This window comes from Streptomyces sp. NBC_01233, assembly GCF_035989305.1.
GTDB lineage: Bacteria > Actinomycetota > Actinomycetes > Streptomycetales > Streptomycetaceae > Streptomyces.
In genome coordinates this window covers 3167606-3183196 of sequence record NZ_CP108514.1, presented here as the reverse complement: position 1 = coordinate 3183196, position 15591 = coordinate 3167606, and the positions used below count along the sequence as shown (strand labels likewise).

At 69.8% G+C, this 15591-nt stretch carries 17 protein-coding genes; 8 read left to right on the top strand and 9 right to left on the bottom strand.

All coding sequences use genetic code 11. The features are described 5' to 3' along the window. Nucleotides 1–48: 48 nt before the first annotated feature. From OG332_RS14955 to OG332_RS14935, 5 genes are all read left to right on the top strand, one after another. Nucleotides 49–363 (top strand): LmrA/YxaF family transcription factor, encoded by a 315-nt coding sequence (locus tag OG332_RS14955; RefSeq protein ID WP_327413948.1) that lies wholly within the window; start codon nucleotides 49–51, stop codon nucleotides 361–363. A 570-nt stretch (nucleotides 364–933) separates the two neighbouring features. Then, nucleotides 934–2424: a nucleobase:cation symporter-2 family protein gene (locus OG332_RS14950; RefSeq protein ID WP_327413947.1), complete on the top strand. Its 1491-nt coding sequence runs from the start codon at nucleotides 934–936 to the stop codon at nucleotides 2422–2424. Nucleotides 2425–2549: 125 nt separating this feature from the next. Beyond that, nucleotides 2550–3296 carry a DNA repair protein RecO gene (gene recO / locus OG332_RS14945; protein WP_327413946.1) on the top strand — a complete coding sequence of 249 codons (747 nt, stop codon included), beginning with the start codon at nucleotides 2550–2552 and terminating at the stop codon, nucleotides 3294–3296. Between the two features lie 11 nt (nucleotides 3297–3307). Further along, nucleotides 3308–4129, top strand: coding sequence for an isoprenyl transferase (locus OG332_RS14940; RefSeq protein ID WP_327413945.1), 822 nt, complete (start codon nucleotides 3308–3310; stop codon nucleotides 4127–4129). Between the two features lie 37 nt (nucleotides 4130–4166). Next, nucleotides 4167–4739 carry a YcxB family protein gene (locus tag OG332_RS14935; protein WP_327413944.1) on the top strand — a complete coding sequence of 191 codons (573 nt, stop codon included), beginning with the start codon at nucleotides 4167–4169 and terminating at the stop codon, nucleotides 4737–4739. 61 nt (nucleotides 4740–4800) lie between these two features. Here the strand turns inward: OG332_RS14935 and OG332_RS14930 are convergent, their stop codons facing one another. From OG332_RS14930 to OG332_RS14915, 4 genes are read right to left on the bottom strand one after another with little or no spacing between them, the layout of a single operon-like run. Further along, nucleotides 4801–5229 carry a Fur family transcriptional regulator gene (locus tag OG332_RS14930; RefSeq protein WP_078626133.1) on the bottom strand — a complete coding sequence of 143 codons (429 nt, stop codon included), beginning with the start codon at nucleotides 5227–5229 and terminating at the stop codon, nucleotides 4801–4803. Between the two features lie 51 nt (nucleotides 5230–5280). After that, nucleotides 5281–6144: a metal ABC transporter permease gene (locus OG332_RS14925; protein WP_327413943.1), complete on the bottom strand. Its 864-nt coding sequence runs from the start codon at nucleotides 6142–6144 to the stop codon at nucleotides 5281–5283. After that, nucleotides 6144–6935: a metal ABC transporter ATP-binding protein gene (locus OG332_RS14920; protein ID WP_327413942.1), complete on the bottom strand. Its 792-nt coding sequence runs from the start codon at nucleotides 6933–6935 to the stop codon at nucleotides 6144–6146. Before OG332_RS14920 ends, OG332_RS14925 begins: the two co-directional genes overlap by 1 nt. A gap of 29 nt (nucleotides 6936–6964) precedes the next feature. Continuing rightward, complete coding sequence (locus tag OG332_RS14915; RefSeq protein ID WP_327413941.1) at nucleotides 6965–7951, bottom strand: metal ABC transporter substrate-binding protein; 987 nt, start codon at nucleotides 7949–7951, stop codon at nucleotides 6965–6967. Nucleotides 7952–8106: 155 nt separating this feature from the next. Between OG332_RS14915 and OG332_RS14910 the strand changes: the two genes are divergently transcribed. Beyond that, nucleotides 8107–9489 (top strand): glycine--tRNA ligase, encoded by a 1383-nt coding sequence (locus OG332_RS14910; protein ID WP_327413940.1) that lies wholly within the window; start codon nucleotides 8107–8109, stop codon nucleotides 9487–9489. Between the two features lie 77 nt (nucleotides 9490–9566). Here the strand turns inward: OG332_RS14910 and OG332_RS14905 are convergent, their stop codons facing one another. The 4 genes from OG332_RS14905 to OG332_RS14890 are packed head-to-tail and all read right to left on the bottom strand — an operon-like array spanning nucleotide 9567 to nucleotide 12299. Continuing rightward, complete coding sequence (locus OG332_RS14905) at nucleotides 9567–10202, bottom strand: VC0807 family protein (protein WP_327419229.1); 636 nt, start codon at nucleotides 10200–10202, stop codon at nucleotides 9567–9569. Between the two features lie 48 nt (nucleotides 10203–10250). Continuing rightward, the gene (locus OG332_RS14900; RefSeq protein WP_327413939.1) at nucleotides 10251–10844 is read right to left on the bottom strand and encodes a TetR family transcriptional regulator; all 594 of its coding nucleotides are present in this window, start codon (nucleotides 10842–10844) and stop codon (nucleotides 10251–10253) included. A gap of 21 nt (nucleotides 10845–10865) precedes the next feature. Continuing rightward, nucleotides 10866–11900: an aldo/keto reductase gene (locus tag OG332_RS14895; RefSeq protein WP_327413938.1), complete on the bottom strand. Its 1035-nt coding sequence runs from the start codon at nucleotides 11898–11900 to the stop codon at nucleotides 10866–10868. Between the two features lie 54 nt (nucleotides 11901–11954). Then, on the bottom strand, nucleotides 11955–12299 hold the full coding sequence (locus OG332_RS14890) for a DoxX family protein (RefSeq protein ID WP_327413937.1): 345 nt from the start codon (nucleotides 12297–12299) through the stop codon (nucleotides 11955–11957). A gap of 91 nt (nucleotides 12300–12390) precedes the next feature. On the opposite strand from OG332_RS14890, the gene OG332_RS14885 reads away from it, so the two are divergent. Further along, entirely contained in the window at nucleotides 12391–12846 is a 456-nt protein-coding gene (locus OG332_RS14885) for a MarR family winged helix-turn-helix transcriptional regulator (RefSeq protein WP_327413936.1), read from the top strand. Between the two features lie 36 nt (nucleotides 12847–12882). Here the strand turns inward: OG332_RS14885 and OG332_RS14880 are convergent, their stop codons facing one another. Beyond that, nucleotides 12883–14331: an MFS transporter gene (locus OG332_RS14880; RefSeq protein WP_327413935.1), complete on the bottom strand. Its 1449-nt coding sequence runs from the start codon at nucleotides 14329–14331 to the stop codon at nucleotides 12883–12885. Between the two features lie 34 nt (nucleotides 14332–14365). On the opposite strand from OG332_RS14880, the gene dusB reads away from it, so the two are divergent. Beyond that, on the top strand, nucleotides 14366–15526 hold the full coding sequence (gene dusB / locus OG332_RS14875) for a tRNA dihydrouridine synthase DusB (RefSeq protein ID WP_327419228.1): 1161 nt from the start codon (nucleotides 14366–14368) through the stop codon (nucleotides 15524–15526). Nucleotides 15527–15591: the final 65 nt, after the last annotated feature.

The following is a 15591-nucleotide window of genomic DNA, read 5'->3' as shown; positions in this document are numbered from 1 at the left end:
GTCCAGCGGGATCAGGGTGCGGGCGTCGGGGATCTCCTCGTACCGGCCGTGCGGCAGCAGACCTCGGCCCTGGAGTCGCTGGACTTCGCCGACCCGTGCCCGATCGCCACGGTCGCCCTGGAGGTGGCCAGTACGCACGAGGGGCTGCGACGGGCCACGGCGGAGGTGTTCGCCTCCTGGATCGACGCCCTGGCCGTCTCCTACGCCTCCCGCGGCATCGACTCCGCGCGGGCCACGGCGACCTCGGTGATCGCCCTCCTGGAAGGGGCCTTCATGCTCGGCCGCGCGAACCGTTCCCCGGAGCCGGTGCTCACGGCGGCTTCGGCGGCCGCCTCGATCGTGTCGGCGGCGCTCCGGAATTGACCCCTTCTCCTCTCGCAGGGGGAGCATGTCCCGGAAAACGTACAACTCATACCGGAATCCGTACGAACTGCGGCGAATTCAGGTAACGATCCGGCCTCGCGAACGTGAACCGAGTTCCGCCGGTGTTCGTGCAATGGGTGGAGTCGCACCCTCCGCACTCGGTGGATCACCCCATCGGATGGCCGGAATCGTGTGCTCAAATTTGCGCCGCGGAATGACGTGAACCGTGCGCCGGCTGGTCGCAGCGGGTCGCATTCGCAGGTGCGCATCAGGAACGGACATCTCGGCAGAATCTGGCTATACTCCGCCGACGCGCTGTGCGCCATGGGAGAACCCTCCAAAGCGGAGATCGTCAAGCCTCAACACTTTGTGGAAGTTGACGATATCTGTGAGCGTCCCCACAGGCGTTCAATTCCGGTCACACGGGGAGACGCGGCCGGTAACACAGTCGGGCTTCGATTCGCGTGAACGTACTGACAACCCTGGCGGAAAACGGGATAGCGACCCACTCCGGCCAGGGATAACCAGAGATTCCTCTCAGTTACCTACCTTTTGAAGGGCAAGGCAGAGATGGCACGTGTCGCCGCCCGGCTTTCCACCGATGGAGAGCGGAGCACGCACCCGGTCGACGAGGTGCTCCCCCTCCCCAAGCTCGCGCTGTACGGCTTCCAGCACGTACTCGCCTTCTACGCCGGTGCGGTGATCGTCCCGATCATCGTCGGCAACGCGCTGAAGCTGAGCCCTGAACAGCTGGTCTACCTGATCAACGCAGACCTCTTCACCTGCGGTATCGCCTCGATCATCCAGGCCTGGGGCATCGGCCGGATCGGTGCGCGACTGCCGCTGATCCAGGGCGTGACCTTCACCGCCGTGTCCCCGATGATCGCCATCGGCCTCGGCGCGGGCGGTGGAACCGCCGCCCTGCTGGTCATCTACGGCGCGGTCATCACCGCAGGCATCGCCACCTTCGCCTTCGCCTGGCTGCCCGCCAAGGCGTTCCGGACGGTCATGCGGCTGTTCCCGCCGGTCGTCACCGGCACGGTCATCACGGTGCTGGGCATCGTCCTGATCCCGGTCGGCCTCAACGACGCGGCCGGCGGCCTCGGCAGCCCCGACTTCGGGGACCCGAAGAACTTCGCCTACGCCGGCGGCACGATGCTCTTCATCCTGATCCTGATGAAGCTCGGCAAGCAGTTCCTCTCCAGCATCTCCATCCTGCTCGGCCTGGTGGTCGGTACCGGGGTCGCCTTCCTCCTCGGGGACGCGAAGTTCGGCGACGTGAGCAAGTCCGACTGGGTCGGTGTCACCACCCCGTTCCACTTCGGCGTCCCGAAGTTCGAGTGGTTCCCGATCGTCCTGATGCTCATCGTCATGCTGATCACCATGGTCGAGACGACCGGTGACACCTACGCCGTCGGCGACATCGTCGGCAAGGACGTCGACAGCGAGACCGTGGCCCGCGCCCTGCGTGCCGACGGCGCCGCCACCGCCCTCGGCGGTGTCCTCAACTCCTTCCCGTACGTCGCCTTCGCCGAGAACGTCGGCCTCGTGCGGATGACGAAGGTGAAGAGCCGGTTCGTGGTCGTCGCCGCCGGTGTGTTCATGATCATCCTGGGTCTGCTGCCCAAGGCCGCCGCGATCGTCGCCGCCGTCCCGCACGGAGTCCTCGGCGGCGCCGCGACCGTCATGTTCGCCATGGTCGCCCTGGCCGGTATCCAGACCCTGGCCAAGGTGGACCTCAAGGAGGAGAAGAACGCGCTGATCGTCGGCGTCTCCCTCGCCTTCGCCCTGCTCCCCGCGACCGTCCCGGTGTTCTTCACCAAGTACATGGACGCGGACCTGGCCTCGCTCCTCAACAGCGGTGTCACCCTCGGTGCCACGGCCGCCATCGTCCTCAACCTGGTCTTCAACGGCCTGGCCAAGGACGACGCCCACGGCGCCGCCGGCGACTCCGTGCAGGACGGCGGCGACGCCCCCAAGGCCGAGCTGCCCGCCCAGCCGGTGGCCGCCCCGGCCGGCGCCGAGAAGGCGGACGACGCGCAGGCGTCCTCCGCCGGCTGATCCTCCCAAGGGGTGGCGGCCCCTCGCCCGGACCTTCCCCCAGCTACCGCTGGGAGGTACCCCCGGTCCGGGCGAGGGGCCATCGCTGTCCCCGCGCGGGTGCCCGCACAGGCGACAATGGGCGCATGAGTCTGTTCCGCGACGACGGCATCGTGCTGCGCACCCAGAAGCTGGGTGAGGCGGACCGCATCATCACGCTGCTGACCCGGGGCCACGGCCGGGTGCGGGCCGTCGCCCGCGGTGTCCGGCGTACGAAGTCCAAGTTCGGTGCCGGGCTGGAACCTTTCTCCCACGCCGACGTGCAGTTCTTCGCCCGCGGCAGCGAACTGATCGGCCGCAGCCTCCCGCTCTGCACCCAGACCCAGATCATCGCCCCGTACGGCAACGGCATCGTCACCGACTACGCCCGCTACACCGCCGGCACCGCGATGCTGGAGACCGCCGAGCGGTTCACCGAGAACGAGGGCGAACCCTCCGTGCAGCAGTACCTGCTGCTCGTCGGCGCCCTGCGCACGCTCTCGCGCGGCGAACACGAACCCCACCTGATCCTGGACGCCTTCCTGCTGCGCTCCCTCGCCGTCAACGGCTACGCGCCCAGCTTCGACGACTGCGCGAAGTGCGGGATCCACGGCCCCAACCGGCACTTCTCCGTCGCCGCCGGCGGGGTGATATGCGGGGACTGCCGGGTGCCCGGCAGCGTCGTACCCTCGTCTGAGACCATCGCCCTGCTCAGCGCCCTGCTGACGGGCGACTGGGGGCATGCCGATGCGTGTGAGGCGCGTCACGTGCGGGAGGGCAGCGGGCTGGTCTCCGCCTATCTGCACTGGCATCTGGAGCGCGGGCTACGCTCCCTGCGATACGTCGAGAAATAGGAGCTGGGCACATGGCACGACGCGGGATTCTGGGGCGCTCTCGCCGCGAGTACAAGGTTCCCGAGCCGCACCCGTCCGGTGAGCGCCCGCCGAAGATCCCCGGCGAGCTCGTCCCGAACCACGTCGCGGTCGTCATGGACGGCAACGGCCGCTGGGCCAAGGAGCGCGGTCTGCCGCGCACCGAGGGCCACAAGGTCGGCGAGGGCGTCGTGCTCGACGTGCTCAAGGGCTGCCTGGAGATGGGCGTCAAGAACCTCTCCCTGTACGCCTTCTCGACGGAGAACTGGAAGCGCTCGCCCGACGAGGTCCGCTTCCTGATGAACTTCAACCGCGACGTCATCCGGCGCCGCCGCGACGAGATGAACGAGCTGGGCATCCGCATCCGCTGGGTCGGCCGCATGCCGAAGATGTGGAAGTCGGTCGTCCAGGAGCTCCAGGTCGCGCAGGAGCAGACCGTCGACAACGACGCCATGACCCTGTACTTCTGCGTGAACTACGGCGGCCGCGCCGAGATCGCGGACGCGGCGCAGGCGATCGCCCGGGACGTGGCGGCCGGCAGGCTGGACCCGTCGAAGGTCAACGAGAAGACCTTCGCGAAGTACATGTACTACCCGGACATGCCGGACGTGGACCTGTTCCTTCGCCCGAGCGGGGAGCGGCGCACCTCCAACTACCTGCTCTGGCAGAGCGCGTACGCCGAGATGGTCTTCCAGGACGTCCTGTGGCCGGACTTCGACCGGCGCAACCTCTGGGCGGCCTGCCTGGAGTACGCCCAGCGCGACCGCCGCTTCGGCGGCGCCGTCCCCAACCAGCCCGAGGGCCCGAAGGGCTGACGGGCGGCCGCACGCCCCGGCGATAGGCTCCGCTGTCATGGACATGGGCATGGACATGAGCGCGGGCACGAATGCGGAGACGGAGCGGCAGAACGGGCAAGCCGTCGAGCTCGTCTACCGGATGACCAAGGCGGACCTCGCGCACGCGTTGCGAGTCCGGGACACGCACACGGCCCAGGGACGCCGTCGGCGGGGGGCATTGATCTTCGCCGGGACGCTGCTGCTGGGGCTCGGCCTGCTGGCACTGGTGGACGGGGAGATCGCGCCGGGGAGGCCGGCGGGCTTCCTCGTCGGCGGGGCGGTGCTGTGGGCCTTCGTGCTGTTCGGCCCGCGGCTCCAGGCGCGTGCCTTCGGCGGGCTGCTGGAGAAGGCGGGGGAGGCCCGTACCGTCGTTGACGGGGCCGGGGTCCAGGTGAGCACGGCCGCCTCCCAGACGCGCATCGGCTGGGAGGCGCAGCCGAGGTTCGCGGAGACGACCGAGGCGTTCGTCATGCTCAGTGACGACAAGGGGGCGGTGGCCATGACGGTCCTGCCCAAGCGGGGTGTCCGGGAACCGGCCGACGTCGACCGTCTGCGGGCGCTCCTGGATGCGAACCTGCGTCGGATCTAGGCGTGGCCGTGGCCGGCTCCGGCGCCGCCGGACGGGCCCGGGGCGCGGGCGCCCGTACCGATCAGCCCGCGGCGGCGCAGTCGGCGCAGGTGCCGAAGATCTCCACCGTGTGGGCCACGTTCACGTAGCCGTGCTCGGCCGCGATGGACTCCGCCCACTTCTCCACGGCCGGGCCCTCCACCTCGACCGCCTTGCCGCACTTGCGGCAGACCAGGTGGTGGTGGTGGTCTCCGGTGGAGCAGCGGCGGTAGACGGACTCGCCGTCGCTGGTCCGCAGGACGTCGACCTCGCCGGCGTCCGCGAGGGACTGGAGGGTGCGGTAGACGGTGGTCAGGCCCACGGAATCGCCACGGTGCTTGAGCATGTCGTGGAGTTCCTGGGCGCTGCGGAACTCGTCCACCTCGTCCAGCGCCGCGGCCACGGCCGCCCGCTGCCGGGTGGATCGCCCTCGTACTGGCGCGGTATTCATCTCGCCAGGCGCAGTCGCCACCGGTTCCTCCTCGTATCGGCCTGCCGCCATTGTGCCAGGCGGTCGAGGCTCCTAGACCTTTACGTCGTCCCGCGTGCACACCTCTTCGGCGGCGCGGGCCGCCTTCGCCCGGCGCCGGGCCAGGGGCGTGGCGAGGGCCGTCAGCACCATGAAGACGCCGATCGCGAGCAGGACGATCGTCGCGCCCGAGGGCACGTCCATGTAGTAGGTGGCGGCCGTGCCGGTCAGGGAGACGCCGACGCTGATGGCCATGGCCAGGCCCAGCGTGGTGGCGAAACTACGGGTGAGCCGCTGGGCGGCCGCGACCGGGATCACCAGCATGGCGCTGACCAGCAGCAGGCCGACGATGCGCATGGCGACGGTGACGGTGACCGCCGCGGTGACGGCGATCAGCAGGTTCAGGGCGCGCACGGGCAGGCCGGTGACCCGGGCGAACTCCTCGTCCTGGCAGACGGCGAAGAGCTGCCTGCGCAGGCCGATGGCGACGGCGAGGACGAACGCGGCGAGGATCGCCATCGCGGTCACGTCCTCGGCGGCGACCGTGGTGATCGAGCCGAACATGGAGCCCAGGAGGCTGGCCGTCTGGCCGCCCCCGAGGTTGATGATCATGACGCCGCCGGCGAGGCCGCCGTAGAAGAGCATGGCGAGGGCGACGTCCCCGCTGGTCTTGCCCCGGGCGCGGATCAGCTCCATGCCGACGGCGCCGAGGACGGAGACGAGGGTGGCCATCCAGACCGGGCTGGTGTGGAGCACGAGGCCGAGGGCGACGCCGGTCATGGCGACGTGGCCGAGACCGTCGCCCATGAGCGCCTGGCGGCGCTGGACGAGGTACGTGCCGATGGCGGGGGCCGTGATGCCGACCAGGGCGGCCGCGATCAGCGCGCGCTGCATGAAGGCGAAGTCGAGGATGTCCATCAGCTCAGCAGTCCCGTCCGCAGGGGCCCGGCGTCGTGCGCCGCGTGGGGGTGTACGTGGTCGTGGCCGGGCAGGGCGTGCTGTCCCACGGCCTCCGGGGGCGGTCCGTCGTGGACGACGCAGCCGTCGCGCAGGACGACGGCGCGGTCGATCAGGGGCTCCAGCGGGCCCAGCTCGTGCAGGACGAGCAGGACGGTGGAGCCGGCGGCGACCTGTTCGCGCAGGGCGTGTGCGAGGACCTCCTGGTTGGCGAGGTCCACGCCCGCCATCGGCTCGTCCATGATCAGCAGCTCGGGTTCGACGGCGAGGGCCCGGGCTATGAGGACGCGCTGGTGCTGGCCGCCGGAGAGGGCGTCGACCGAGGCGTCGGCGTGCGACTCCATGTCGACGAGGGCCAGGGCCCGCTGGACGGCGGCCTTGTCGGCCTTGCGCAGGAGGCCGAAGCGGGAGCGGGCCAGCCGGCCGGAGGAGATGACCTCGCGGACGGTGGCGGGGACCCCGCCGGCGGCGGTGGTGCGCTGCGGGACGTATCCGATGCGCGCCCAGTCCCGGAAGCGCTTGAATTCCGTTCCGAAGAGGGACAGGTCGCCGTCGGTCAGCGGGACCTGGCCGACCACGGCGCGGACGGCCGTGGACTTGCCGGAGCCGTTGGCGCCGAGCAGGGCGACGACCTCACCGCGGTGGACGGTGAGGTCGATCCCGCGCAGCACGGGGCGGGAGCCGAGCGAGGCCGTGGCCCCGCGCAGGGATATGACGGGCTGGTCGTCTGCCGGGCGGGGCGTGGACTGCATGGCTCGCGCCTCCGTTGCTGCTACTGCCATCACTTGCTACCGAGTGCCTTCTGGAGGTTCTTCAGGTTGGACCGCATGACCTCGAAGTAGTCAGCGCCCTGGGACTTGTCGGAGATTCCCTCGAGCGGGTCGAGGACGTCCGTCTTCAGGCCGGTGTCCGTCGCGAGGACCTTGGCGGTCTTGTCGCTGGCCAGGGTCTCGAAGAACACGGTGGAGACGTTCTCCTTCTTCGCGACCTCCTGGAGCTCCTTCATCCGGGCCGGGCTCGGCTCGGACTCGGGGTCGACGCCGGAGATGCCCTCCTGGTCCAGGCCGTAGCGCTCGGCGAGGTGGCCGAAGGCGGAGTGGGTGGTGATGAAGGTCCTGGAAGCCGTGTTCTTCAGGCCGTCCTTGAACTCGGTGTCCAGTGCGGTCAGCTTGCCGACCAGCTCGTCGGTGTTCTTCCGGTAGTCCGCCGCGTGGCCCGGGTCGGCCTTCTCCAGGACCGCGCCGACACCCTTGGCGATCTCCGCGTACTTGGCGGGGTCGAGCCAGACGTGCGGGTCCGTGCCGGCCTCGCCGTTGCTGTGGCCCTCGGCCTCCCCGGCGTGCTCGTCGCCGTCCTGGTGGGCGTGGCCCTCCTCGTCGTGGCCGGAGGCGGCGTGGGCCTCCAGCTTGGTGAGGGTCGCGGCGTCGACGACGTTCTTCACGCCGGACTGGGCGACGGCCTTGTCGACGGCGGGCTGCAGGCTCTTGAGGTAGAGGACCACGTCGGCCTCGCCGAGCTGCGCGGTCTGCCGCGGGGTGATCTCCAGGTCGTGCGGTTCGACACCGGGCTTGGTCAGGGTGGAGACCTTCACGTGGTCCTTGCCGATCTGCTCGGCGAGGAACTGCAGCGGGTAGAACGACGCCGTCACGCCGAGCTTGCCGTCCTTGCTGCCGGTGGCGCCGGCTCCGGAGCAGGCGGTGAGGGCCGTGGCGCCGAGGGCGACGGCTGCGGCGAGGGCGGCGGCGGGTATGAGGCGTCGTACGTTCATGACATCCATTTTCATCAAAAATGGAAACGGTTGTCAAAAAGCCTGGTGGGGAGGCCGGGCGGGCGGCCGTGAAGGGGGATCCGATTTGAAAGGGGGGGTGCGGGCGCCGGTAACCTAAAGACTTCGCCGTTCGTCCTCGTAATGAAGAGAGCACCGTGGCCGCCGACAAGATCGACACCATCGTCAGCCTGAGCAAGCGCCGTGGCTTCGTTTTCCCGTGCAGTGAGATCTACGGCGGCTCCAAGGCCGCCTGGGATTACGGCCCGCTGGGTGTCGAGCTCAAGGAGAACATCAAGCGCCAGTGGTGGAAGGCGATGGTGACCGGGCGTGAGGACATCGTCGGCATCGACTCGTCCGTGATCCTGGCTCCCGAGGTGTGGGTGGCCTCCGGTCACGTCGCGACCTTCTCGGACCCGCTGACCGAGTGCACCGCCTGTCACAAGCGGCACCGCGCGGACCACCTTGAAGAGGCGTACGAGGCCAAGCACGGCCGCCTGCCCGCCAACGGCCTCGCCGACATCAACTGCCCCCACTGTGGTGTGAAGGGCCAGTTCACCGAGCCCAAGCAGTTCTCCGGCATGCTGGAGACGCACCTCGGCCCGACCCAGGACACCGGCTCCAAGGCCTACCTGCGCCCCGAGACCGCCCAGGGCATCTTCACCAACTTCGCCCAGGTCCAGACCACTTCGCGCAAGAAGCCGCCCTTCGGCATCGCGCAGATGGGCAAGTCCTTCCGCAACGAGATCACCCCCGGCAACTTCATCTTCCGCACGCGCGAGTTCGAGCAGATGGAGATGGAGTTCTTCGTCAAGCCGGGCGAGGACGAGCAGTGGCAGGAGTACTGGATGCAGGAGCGGTGGAACTGGTACCGCGACCTCGGCATCCGCGAGGAGAACATCCGCTGGTTCGACCACCCGAAGGAGAAGCTGTCCCACTACTCGAAGCGCACCGCCGACATCGAGTACCGCTTCAACTTCGGTGGCAATGAGTTCTCCGAGCTCGAAGGCATCGCCAACCGCACCGACTTCGACCTCAAGGCCCACTCCGCCGCCTCCGGCCAGGACCTCGTGTACTTCGACCAGGAGTCGAAGGAGCGCTACACCCCGTACGTCATCGAGCCGGCGGCCGGTGTGAACCGCGCCATGCTCGCCTTCATGCTCGACGCGTACGTCGAGGACGAGGCCCCGAACGCCAAGGGCGTCATGGAGAAGCGCACCGTGATGCGCTTCGACCCGCGCCTGGCGCCGATCAAGGTCGCCGTCCTGCCGCTGTCCCGCAACCCGCAGCTGTCGCCGAAGGCCAAGGGCCTCGCCGCCGACCTGCGCAAGTTCTGGAACATCGAGTTCGACGACGCGGGCGCCATCGGCCGCCGCTACCGCCGCCAGGACGAGATCGGTACGCCGTTCTGCGTCACCGTCGACTTCGACACCCTGGACGACAACGCGGTGACCGTGCGCGAGCGCGACACCATGAAGCAGGAGCGCGTCTCCCTGGACCAGATCCAGACCTACCTCGGCAGCCGCCTGCTCGGCTGCTAGGCCAGGACGCACGAAGACCGGTGGCCCGGTGCGCGACAAGCGCACCGGGCCACCGGTCTTTCGTCTTCTGCGGCGGATCAGGCCGCGGAGCCCCCGGCCTCCGCTGCGGCTGCCTCGGCGGCCCGGCGCTCGCCCTCCGCCTGGGAGCGCTTGCCGTACAGGGCGGTCCACACGCCCAGAGCGCCGAGCACTCCGTAAATCATGATCGGGCTGAGGGTCACCATGGTCTTGGTGCTCAGCGTGTAGGCGAGGGCGATGCGGACGGCGGCCTCGATGACGTACGCGACGCCCCAGACCAGGGTCATCCTGGTCATCGTGGTCCGGAAGCCCTCGTACTGCCACAGGCCGTTCCACCAGGCGGTGCTCTCGGGAGTGCCGTCCGTGGCGAACTTGCGGCCGAAGTAGAACATCAGCGGACGCGGCGCCAGCAGCGTGGACAGGCAGAGCAGCCCGAACAGCCCGGTCACGGCGGAGTCCTTGACCAGCAGAGCCCGCGCCGAGGGGTCACCGACGAGGGAGACCCCGGCCGTGATCACTATGAACACCAGGGTGACCACGGCGAATTCGTCGAGCTTGAAGTGCCAGGCAACGCTGATGGCACTGTCGAGCACCGGCCAGGCGCTGCTGAGGAGCAGCGCCGAGAACTCGCTCCAGCCGTGGTCGTCGACCAGAGTGTTGTACGTGGTGATCGGCGCGACCACGTTGAGGCCGATGGTCAGGATCCAGCCGATGGCGGTCGCGGCCCCCGAGCGGGCGGGAGGTCAGGCGCGCAGGCCCCGGATGACCAGTGTGGTGACCGCCTCGAACTCCGTGAAGATCGTGGGTGAGAGCCAGTCGGCCGCGTACTGCGGGTCGTGGAAGCGGCCGGTGGCATCGAAGACCGCCCGGGCGGCGGCCGGCACGTCCTCGGCGGCGAGCGTCCCGGCGGCGACGCCCTCCGCGATGATCCGGGCCAGCTGGTCGATCAGCTCGGCCAGATGCGTGTCCACCACGCCGCTGTTCTCGGCGAGCAGCACGGTGTAGGTCGCGAACAGCTCCGGATCCGCGCCCGCCTTGTGGCGCTTGGCCTCGAAGAGGGCACCGAGCCACGCCTCCAGCTTGGAGGGGGCGCTCTCGGCGGGCGCCGAGGTGATCTCCTCCAGCAGGACCACGCTCTTGGCGAGCCAGCGGTCCGTGACGGCCTCGCGCAGCGCCGCCTTCGACGGGAAGTGCCGGTACACGCTGCCGTGGCTGACACCGAGCGCGCGCGCCACGTCCACCACGGTCGCCTTGGTGGGGCCGAAGCGGCGCAGCACCTCCTCGGTGGTTTCGAGGATGCGCTCGGGGGTCAGTGGCTCGGCGGCAGCGGGGGGCATGGGTACGACCGTACCGTCAGCTCAGTGTTCACTGTCGAGGTGGGCCATCTGGGCCTCCGGGTACCTCGCTCCGGCTGCGGCCCCGGCGGGCACGGCCTCCTCGACGGCGGCCAGGTCGGCGGCGCTGAACGTGACGTCCATGGCACCCAGTGCCTCGGCGAGCCGGTCCCGGCGCCGGGCGCCCACCAGCGGCACGATGTCCACGCCGTGCCGGGGGCCCTGGGCGAGCACCCAGGCGATCGCGGTCTGGGCGACGCTCACCCCCTTGTCCTCGGAGACCTTGCGCAGGGCGTCGACCAGGTCGAGGTTCCGGCCGAGGTTCTCGCCCTGGAATCGGGGGCTCATACCGCGGAAGTCGCCCGGGGCCAGCGCGCGGTCGCGGGTGAAGTGGCCGCTGATCAGGCCGCGGGACAGCACTCCGTACGCCGTGATCCCGATGCCGAGCTCGCGGGCGGTCGGCAGGATCTCGTCCTCGATGCCGCGGGAGATCAGCGAGTACTCGATCTGGAGGTCGGAGATCGGGGCCACGGCGGCGGCCCGGCGCAGGGTGTCCGCACCGACCTCGGACAGGCCGATGTGGCGCACGTGCCCGGCCTCGACCGCCTCGGCGATGGCCCCGACGCTCTCCTCGATCGGCACGTCCGGGTCCGCGCGGGCGATCCGGTAGATGTCGATGTGGTCCCGGCCGAGCCGCTGGAGCGAGTAGGCCAGGAAGTTCTTGACGGCCTCGGGCCGCCCGTCATAGCCGGTGAACCCGCCCTCCACCGTGCGCAGCGCGCCGAACTTCACGCTGGTCAGCGCCTGCTCGCGGGCCGCGGCGGGCGCCGTGCGCAGGGCTTCGTTGATGAGCAGCTCGTTATGGCCCATGCCGTAGAAGTCGCCGGTGTCGAGCAGCGTGACGCCCGCGTCCAGGGCGGCGTGGATGGTCGCGAGGGACTCGGCGCGGTCGGCCTCCCCGTAGAGGGCGGACATCCCCATGCAGCCCAGCCCCAGCGGGAAGACGGAGGGGCCGGTGCTGCCGAGGGTGGTCGTCTGCGTGTTCTCGTTCTTCGTCATGGAACGAGAATGGCATGACGGGTGACAGATTTCAATATCTGTCACTCGTCAGCGTCACGAGAGGATCCGCAGAACCAGGGCCGCCGCCGCGACCAGGGCGAGAACGGCCGCCGGTGCGAGTTCGTAGTCCTTGACGCGCAGGTGGCTGATGACCGCGCCGATGAAGTAGAGGGTCACGCCGATGGCGGCGGCCACGCCGAGCGGCGTCACCCACAGGCCGGCGACCAGCCCGATCGCGCCGACCGCCTTGAGTGTGGCCAGTCGCGGCAGCCACGAGTCCGGGACTTGGACCTTCTGCATGCTGGCGAGGATCTGGTCGTTGCGCTGGAGGGTGAAGGTGGCGGAGGCGGCCAGGACGAGGGCGAGCAGGCCGCCGACAACGGCGTAGGCGATGAACATGCAGGTCTCCAATGGTCGATAGTGTGAAACCATTGAATAGCATCAATGATATCTCCAATGCAATCATTTCTAGATTGCTACGATGTGGACCATGACGGCAGATCAGGACGGATCGCACCCCCCGCAGCGGCTGGGCCTGCTGCTCGCCTGGCACGGATCGGTCACCCAGACCCGGATGAAGAGGGCGCTCAGCGCTGCCGGGCTCACCCCGCGGCACGCGATGACGCTGATGCACTTGGAGGGCGGCCCCATCAGCCAGCGGGCACTCGCCGAGCGGCTGGAGGTGGACCCGAGCGTGCTCGTCGGGATCCTGAACGACCTGGAGGGCGACGGCCTGGCCGAACGCCGCCGGGACCCGGCCGACCGGCGCCGTCACAACGTGGCCATCACCACTGCCGGGGAGGCCGCCCTGCGCAAGACGAACGCCGCCCTCGACGAGGTCGAGGGCGGCATCTTCGCGGGGCTGTCGGACCAGGAGCGCGAGCTCCTGCGCGGCCTCCTCGACCGGGTCAACACCTCGGCTGAGGACTTCAACTGCGACGAGTAGGCGCCGCACCGGCCGGCCGCGGGGCCATGCCCGCGGTCAGGCGCGCGGCGAGCCCGCGGTCGCGGACGGACTGACGGGCTCCTCCAGGGTGCGGGCCGTGCGCTCCGCCGTCGCGCGGGCCCAGTTCCCGCTCGTCACCGCACCCACGACCAGCACCGCCAGTCCGCACAGCGTGATGATCCACCAGGCCGGCTGCGCGGCCCCGGAGAAGTCGGAGCCGCCGGCCAGCCCCGCCGCCAGGACCGAGCCGATGACCGCGACGCCCAGCGTGCCGCCGGTCTGCCGGCTGGTCGAGGCGATGGCGGCCGCGACGCCCGCCTGGGAGCGCGGCATCCCCGATACCGCCGTATTGGTGATCGGCGCGTTCACCATGCCGAAGCCGAGCCCGAACAGGACGTACCCGGTGAACAGGAGCGGGTTGGACGTCTCGGCCTCGAACAGGGCGAACAGCAGCCCGCTCGCCGCCATCGCCACGCCCGCGATCAGCAGGCAGATCCGCGGCCCCCGGCTGCCCACCAGCCGCCCCGCCAGCGGCGCGAAGAGGACGGTCAGCGCCGCCATCGGCAGCATGTAGAGCCCGGCGTGCAGGGCGCTGAGCCCCCGTACGTCCTGGAGGTACAGCGTGTTCAGGAAGAGGAAGCCGGCCAGTCCGGCGAAGGCGCTGATCGCGATCACGGTCGAGCCGCTGAAGGGCGCACTCCGGAAGAACCGGAGATCGATCAGGGGGTCCTCGCGCCGGGGCTCGTAGACCAGCAGCCCCACGAGCGAGGCGACCGCCACCACCGCGCACCCCATGATCAGCGGCGAGCGCCAGCCGGCCGCCGGGGCCTCGATGATCCCGTACGTCAGACTGCCGAGCAGTGCGATGACCAGCACCTGGCCCACCGGGTCCGGACGCCGAGGCCGGGCCGCCCGGGACTCGGGGATGTGGCGCAGGGTCAGCACGAGCGCGGCCAGACCGATCGGCAGGTTGATCAGGAAGATCGAGCGCCAGCCCACGGAGTCCACCAGCACTCCGCCGATCAGGGGCCCCGCGGCCATGGAGACGCCCCCGACCGCGCCCCACACGCCGATGGCCCGGGCCCGCTCGGCCGGATCGGTGAAGGTGTTGGTGATGATCGACATCGCCACCGGGTTGAGCATCGCGCCGCCGATCGCCTGCACCATCCGGAAGACGATGAGCCAGCCGAGGCTGGGGGCGAGCGAGCACAGCAGGGAGCCGGCGGTGAAGGCCAGCAGGCCGGCCACGAACACCTTGCGGCGGCCGATCCGGTCGGCCGTGGAGCCCGCGAGCATCAGCAGCGAGGCCAGGACCAGGGTGTACGCGTCGATGGTCCACTGCAGCCCCGCGACCGAGGCGTCGAGTTCACGGCGCATCGACGGGAGCGCGACGTTGAGCACGGTGTTGTCGAGGCTGACGATCAGCAGGCTCATGCAGCAGATCGCCAGGACGAGCATGCGCTGCCGGGGACTCGACTCGATCATGCCGCCGATGCTACGTCTGCCCCACCCCCTCGGCATGCGGGACAATGGGCGGATGACCACGCTCCCTCCGCCTCTCGCGATCGGCCCGCACACCGTGCAGCCCCCGGTGGTGCTCGCGCCCATGGCCGGCATCACCAATGCCCCGTTCCGTACCCTCTGCCGGGAGTTCTCGGGCGGCAAGGGGCTGTTCGTGAGCGAGATGATCACGACCCGCGCCCTGGTCGAGCGCAACGAGAAGACCATGCAGCTGATCCACTTCGACGAGACCGAGAAGCCCCGCTCGATTCAGCTGTACGGGGTGGACCCGGCGACGGTCGGCAAGGCCGTCCGGATGATCGTCGAAGAGGACCGCGCCGACCACATCGACCTCAACTTCGGCTGCCCGGTCCCCAAGGTCACCCGCAAGGGCGGCGGCTCGGCCCTCCCGTACAAGCGCAACCTGCTCCGCGCGATCCTCCGCGAGGCCGTCGCCGGCGCCGGCGACCTGCCGGTGACCATGAAGATGCGCAAGGGCATCAACGACGACCACCTCACCTACCTCGACGCCGGCCGGATCGCCGTCGAGGAGGGGGTCACCGCCATAGCCCTGCACGGGCGGACCACGGCCCAGCACTACGGCGGCACCGCCGACTGGGACGCCATCGCGCGGCTCAAGGAGCACGTGCCGGAGATCCCGGTGCTCGGCAACGGCGACATCTGGTGCGCCGAGGACGCCCTGCGCATGGTCCGCGAGACCGGCTGCGACGGCGTGGTGGTGGGCCGCGGCTGCCTGGGGCGGCCGTGGCTGTTCAACGACCTGGTGGCGGCCTTCGAGGGCCGCCCGGAGGACTTCCACAAGCCGACGCTGCGCGAGGTCGCGGCCACCATGCACCGGCACGCACAGCTGCTGGGTGAGTGGATCGGCGACGAGGCGCGCGGGGTGATCGACTTCCGTAAGCACGTGGCCTGGTACCTGAAGGGGTTCTCGGTCGGGTCCGAGATGCGCAAGAAGCTCGCGGTCACTTCTTCGCTGGCAGAGCTGGACGCTCATCTGAGCGAGCTGGACCTGGACCAGGCGTGGCCCGAGAGTGCGGACGGCCCGCGCGGCCGGACGTCCGGAAACAACCGAGTTGTCCTGCCGGACGGCTGGCTGAAGGACCCGTACGACTGCGCGGGTGTGAGCGAGGGCGCTGAACTGGACACCTCCGGAGGCTGACAAATCGCCCTCCGTGGCGCGTGATATACGCCACGCATGGGAAGGGTTTCGCTCATATGAGCACT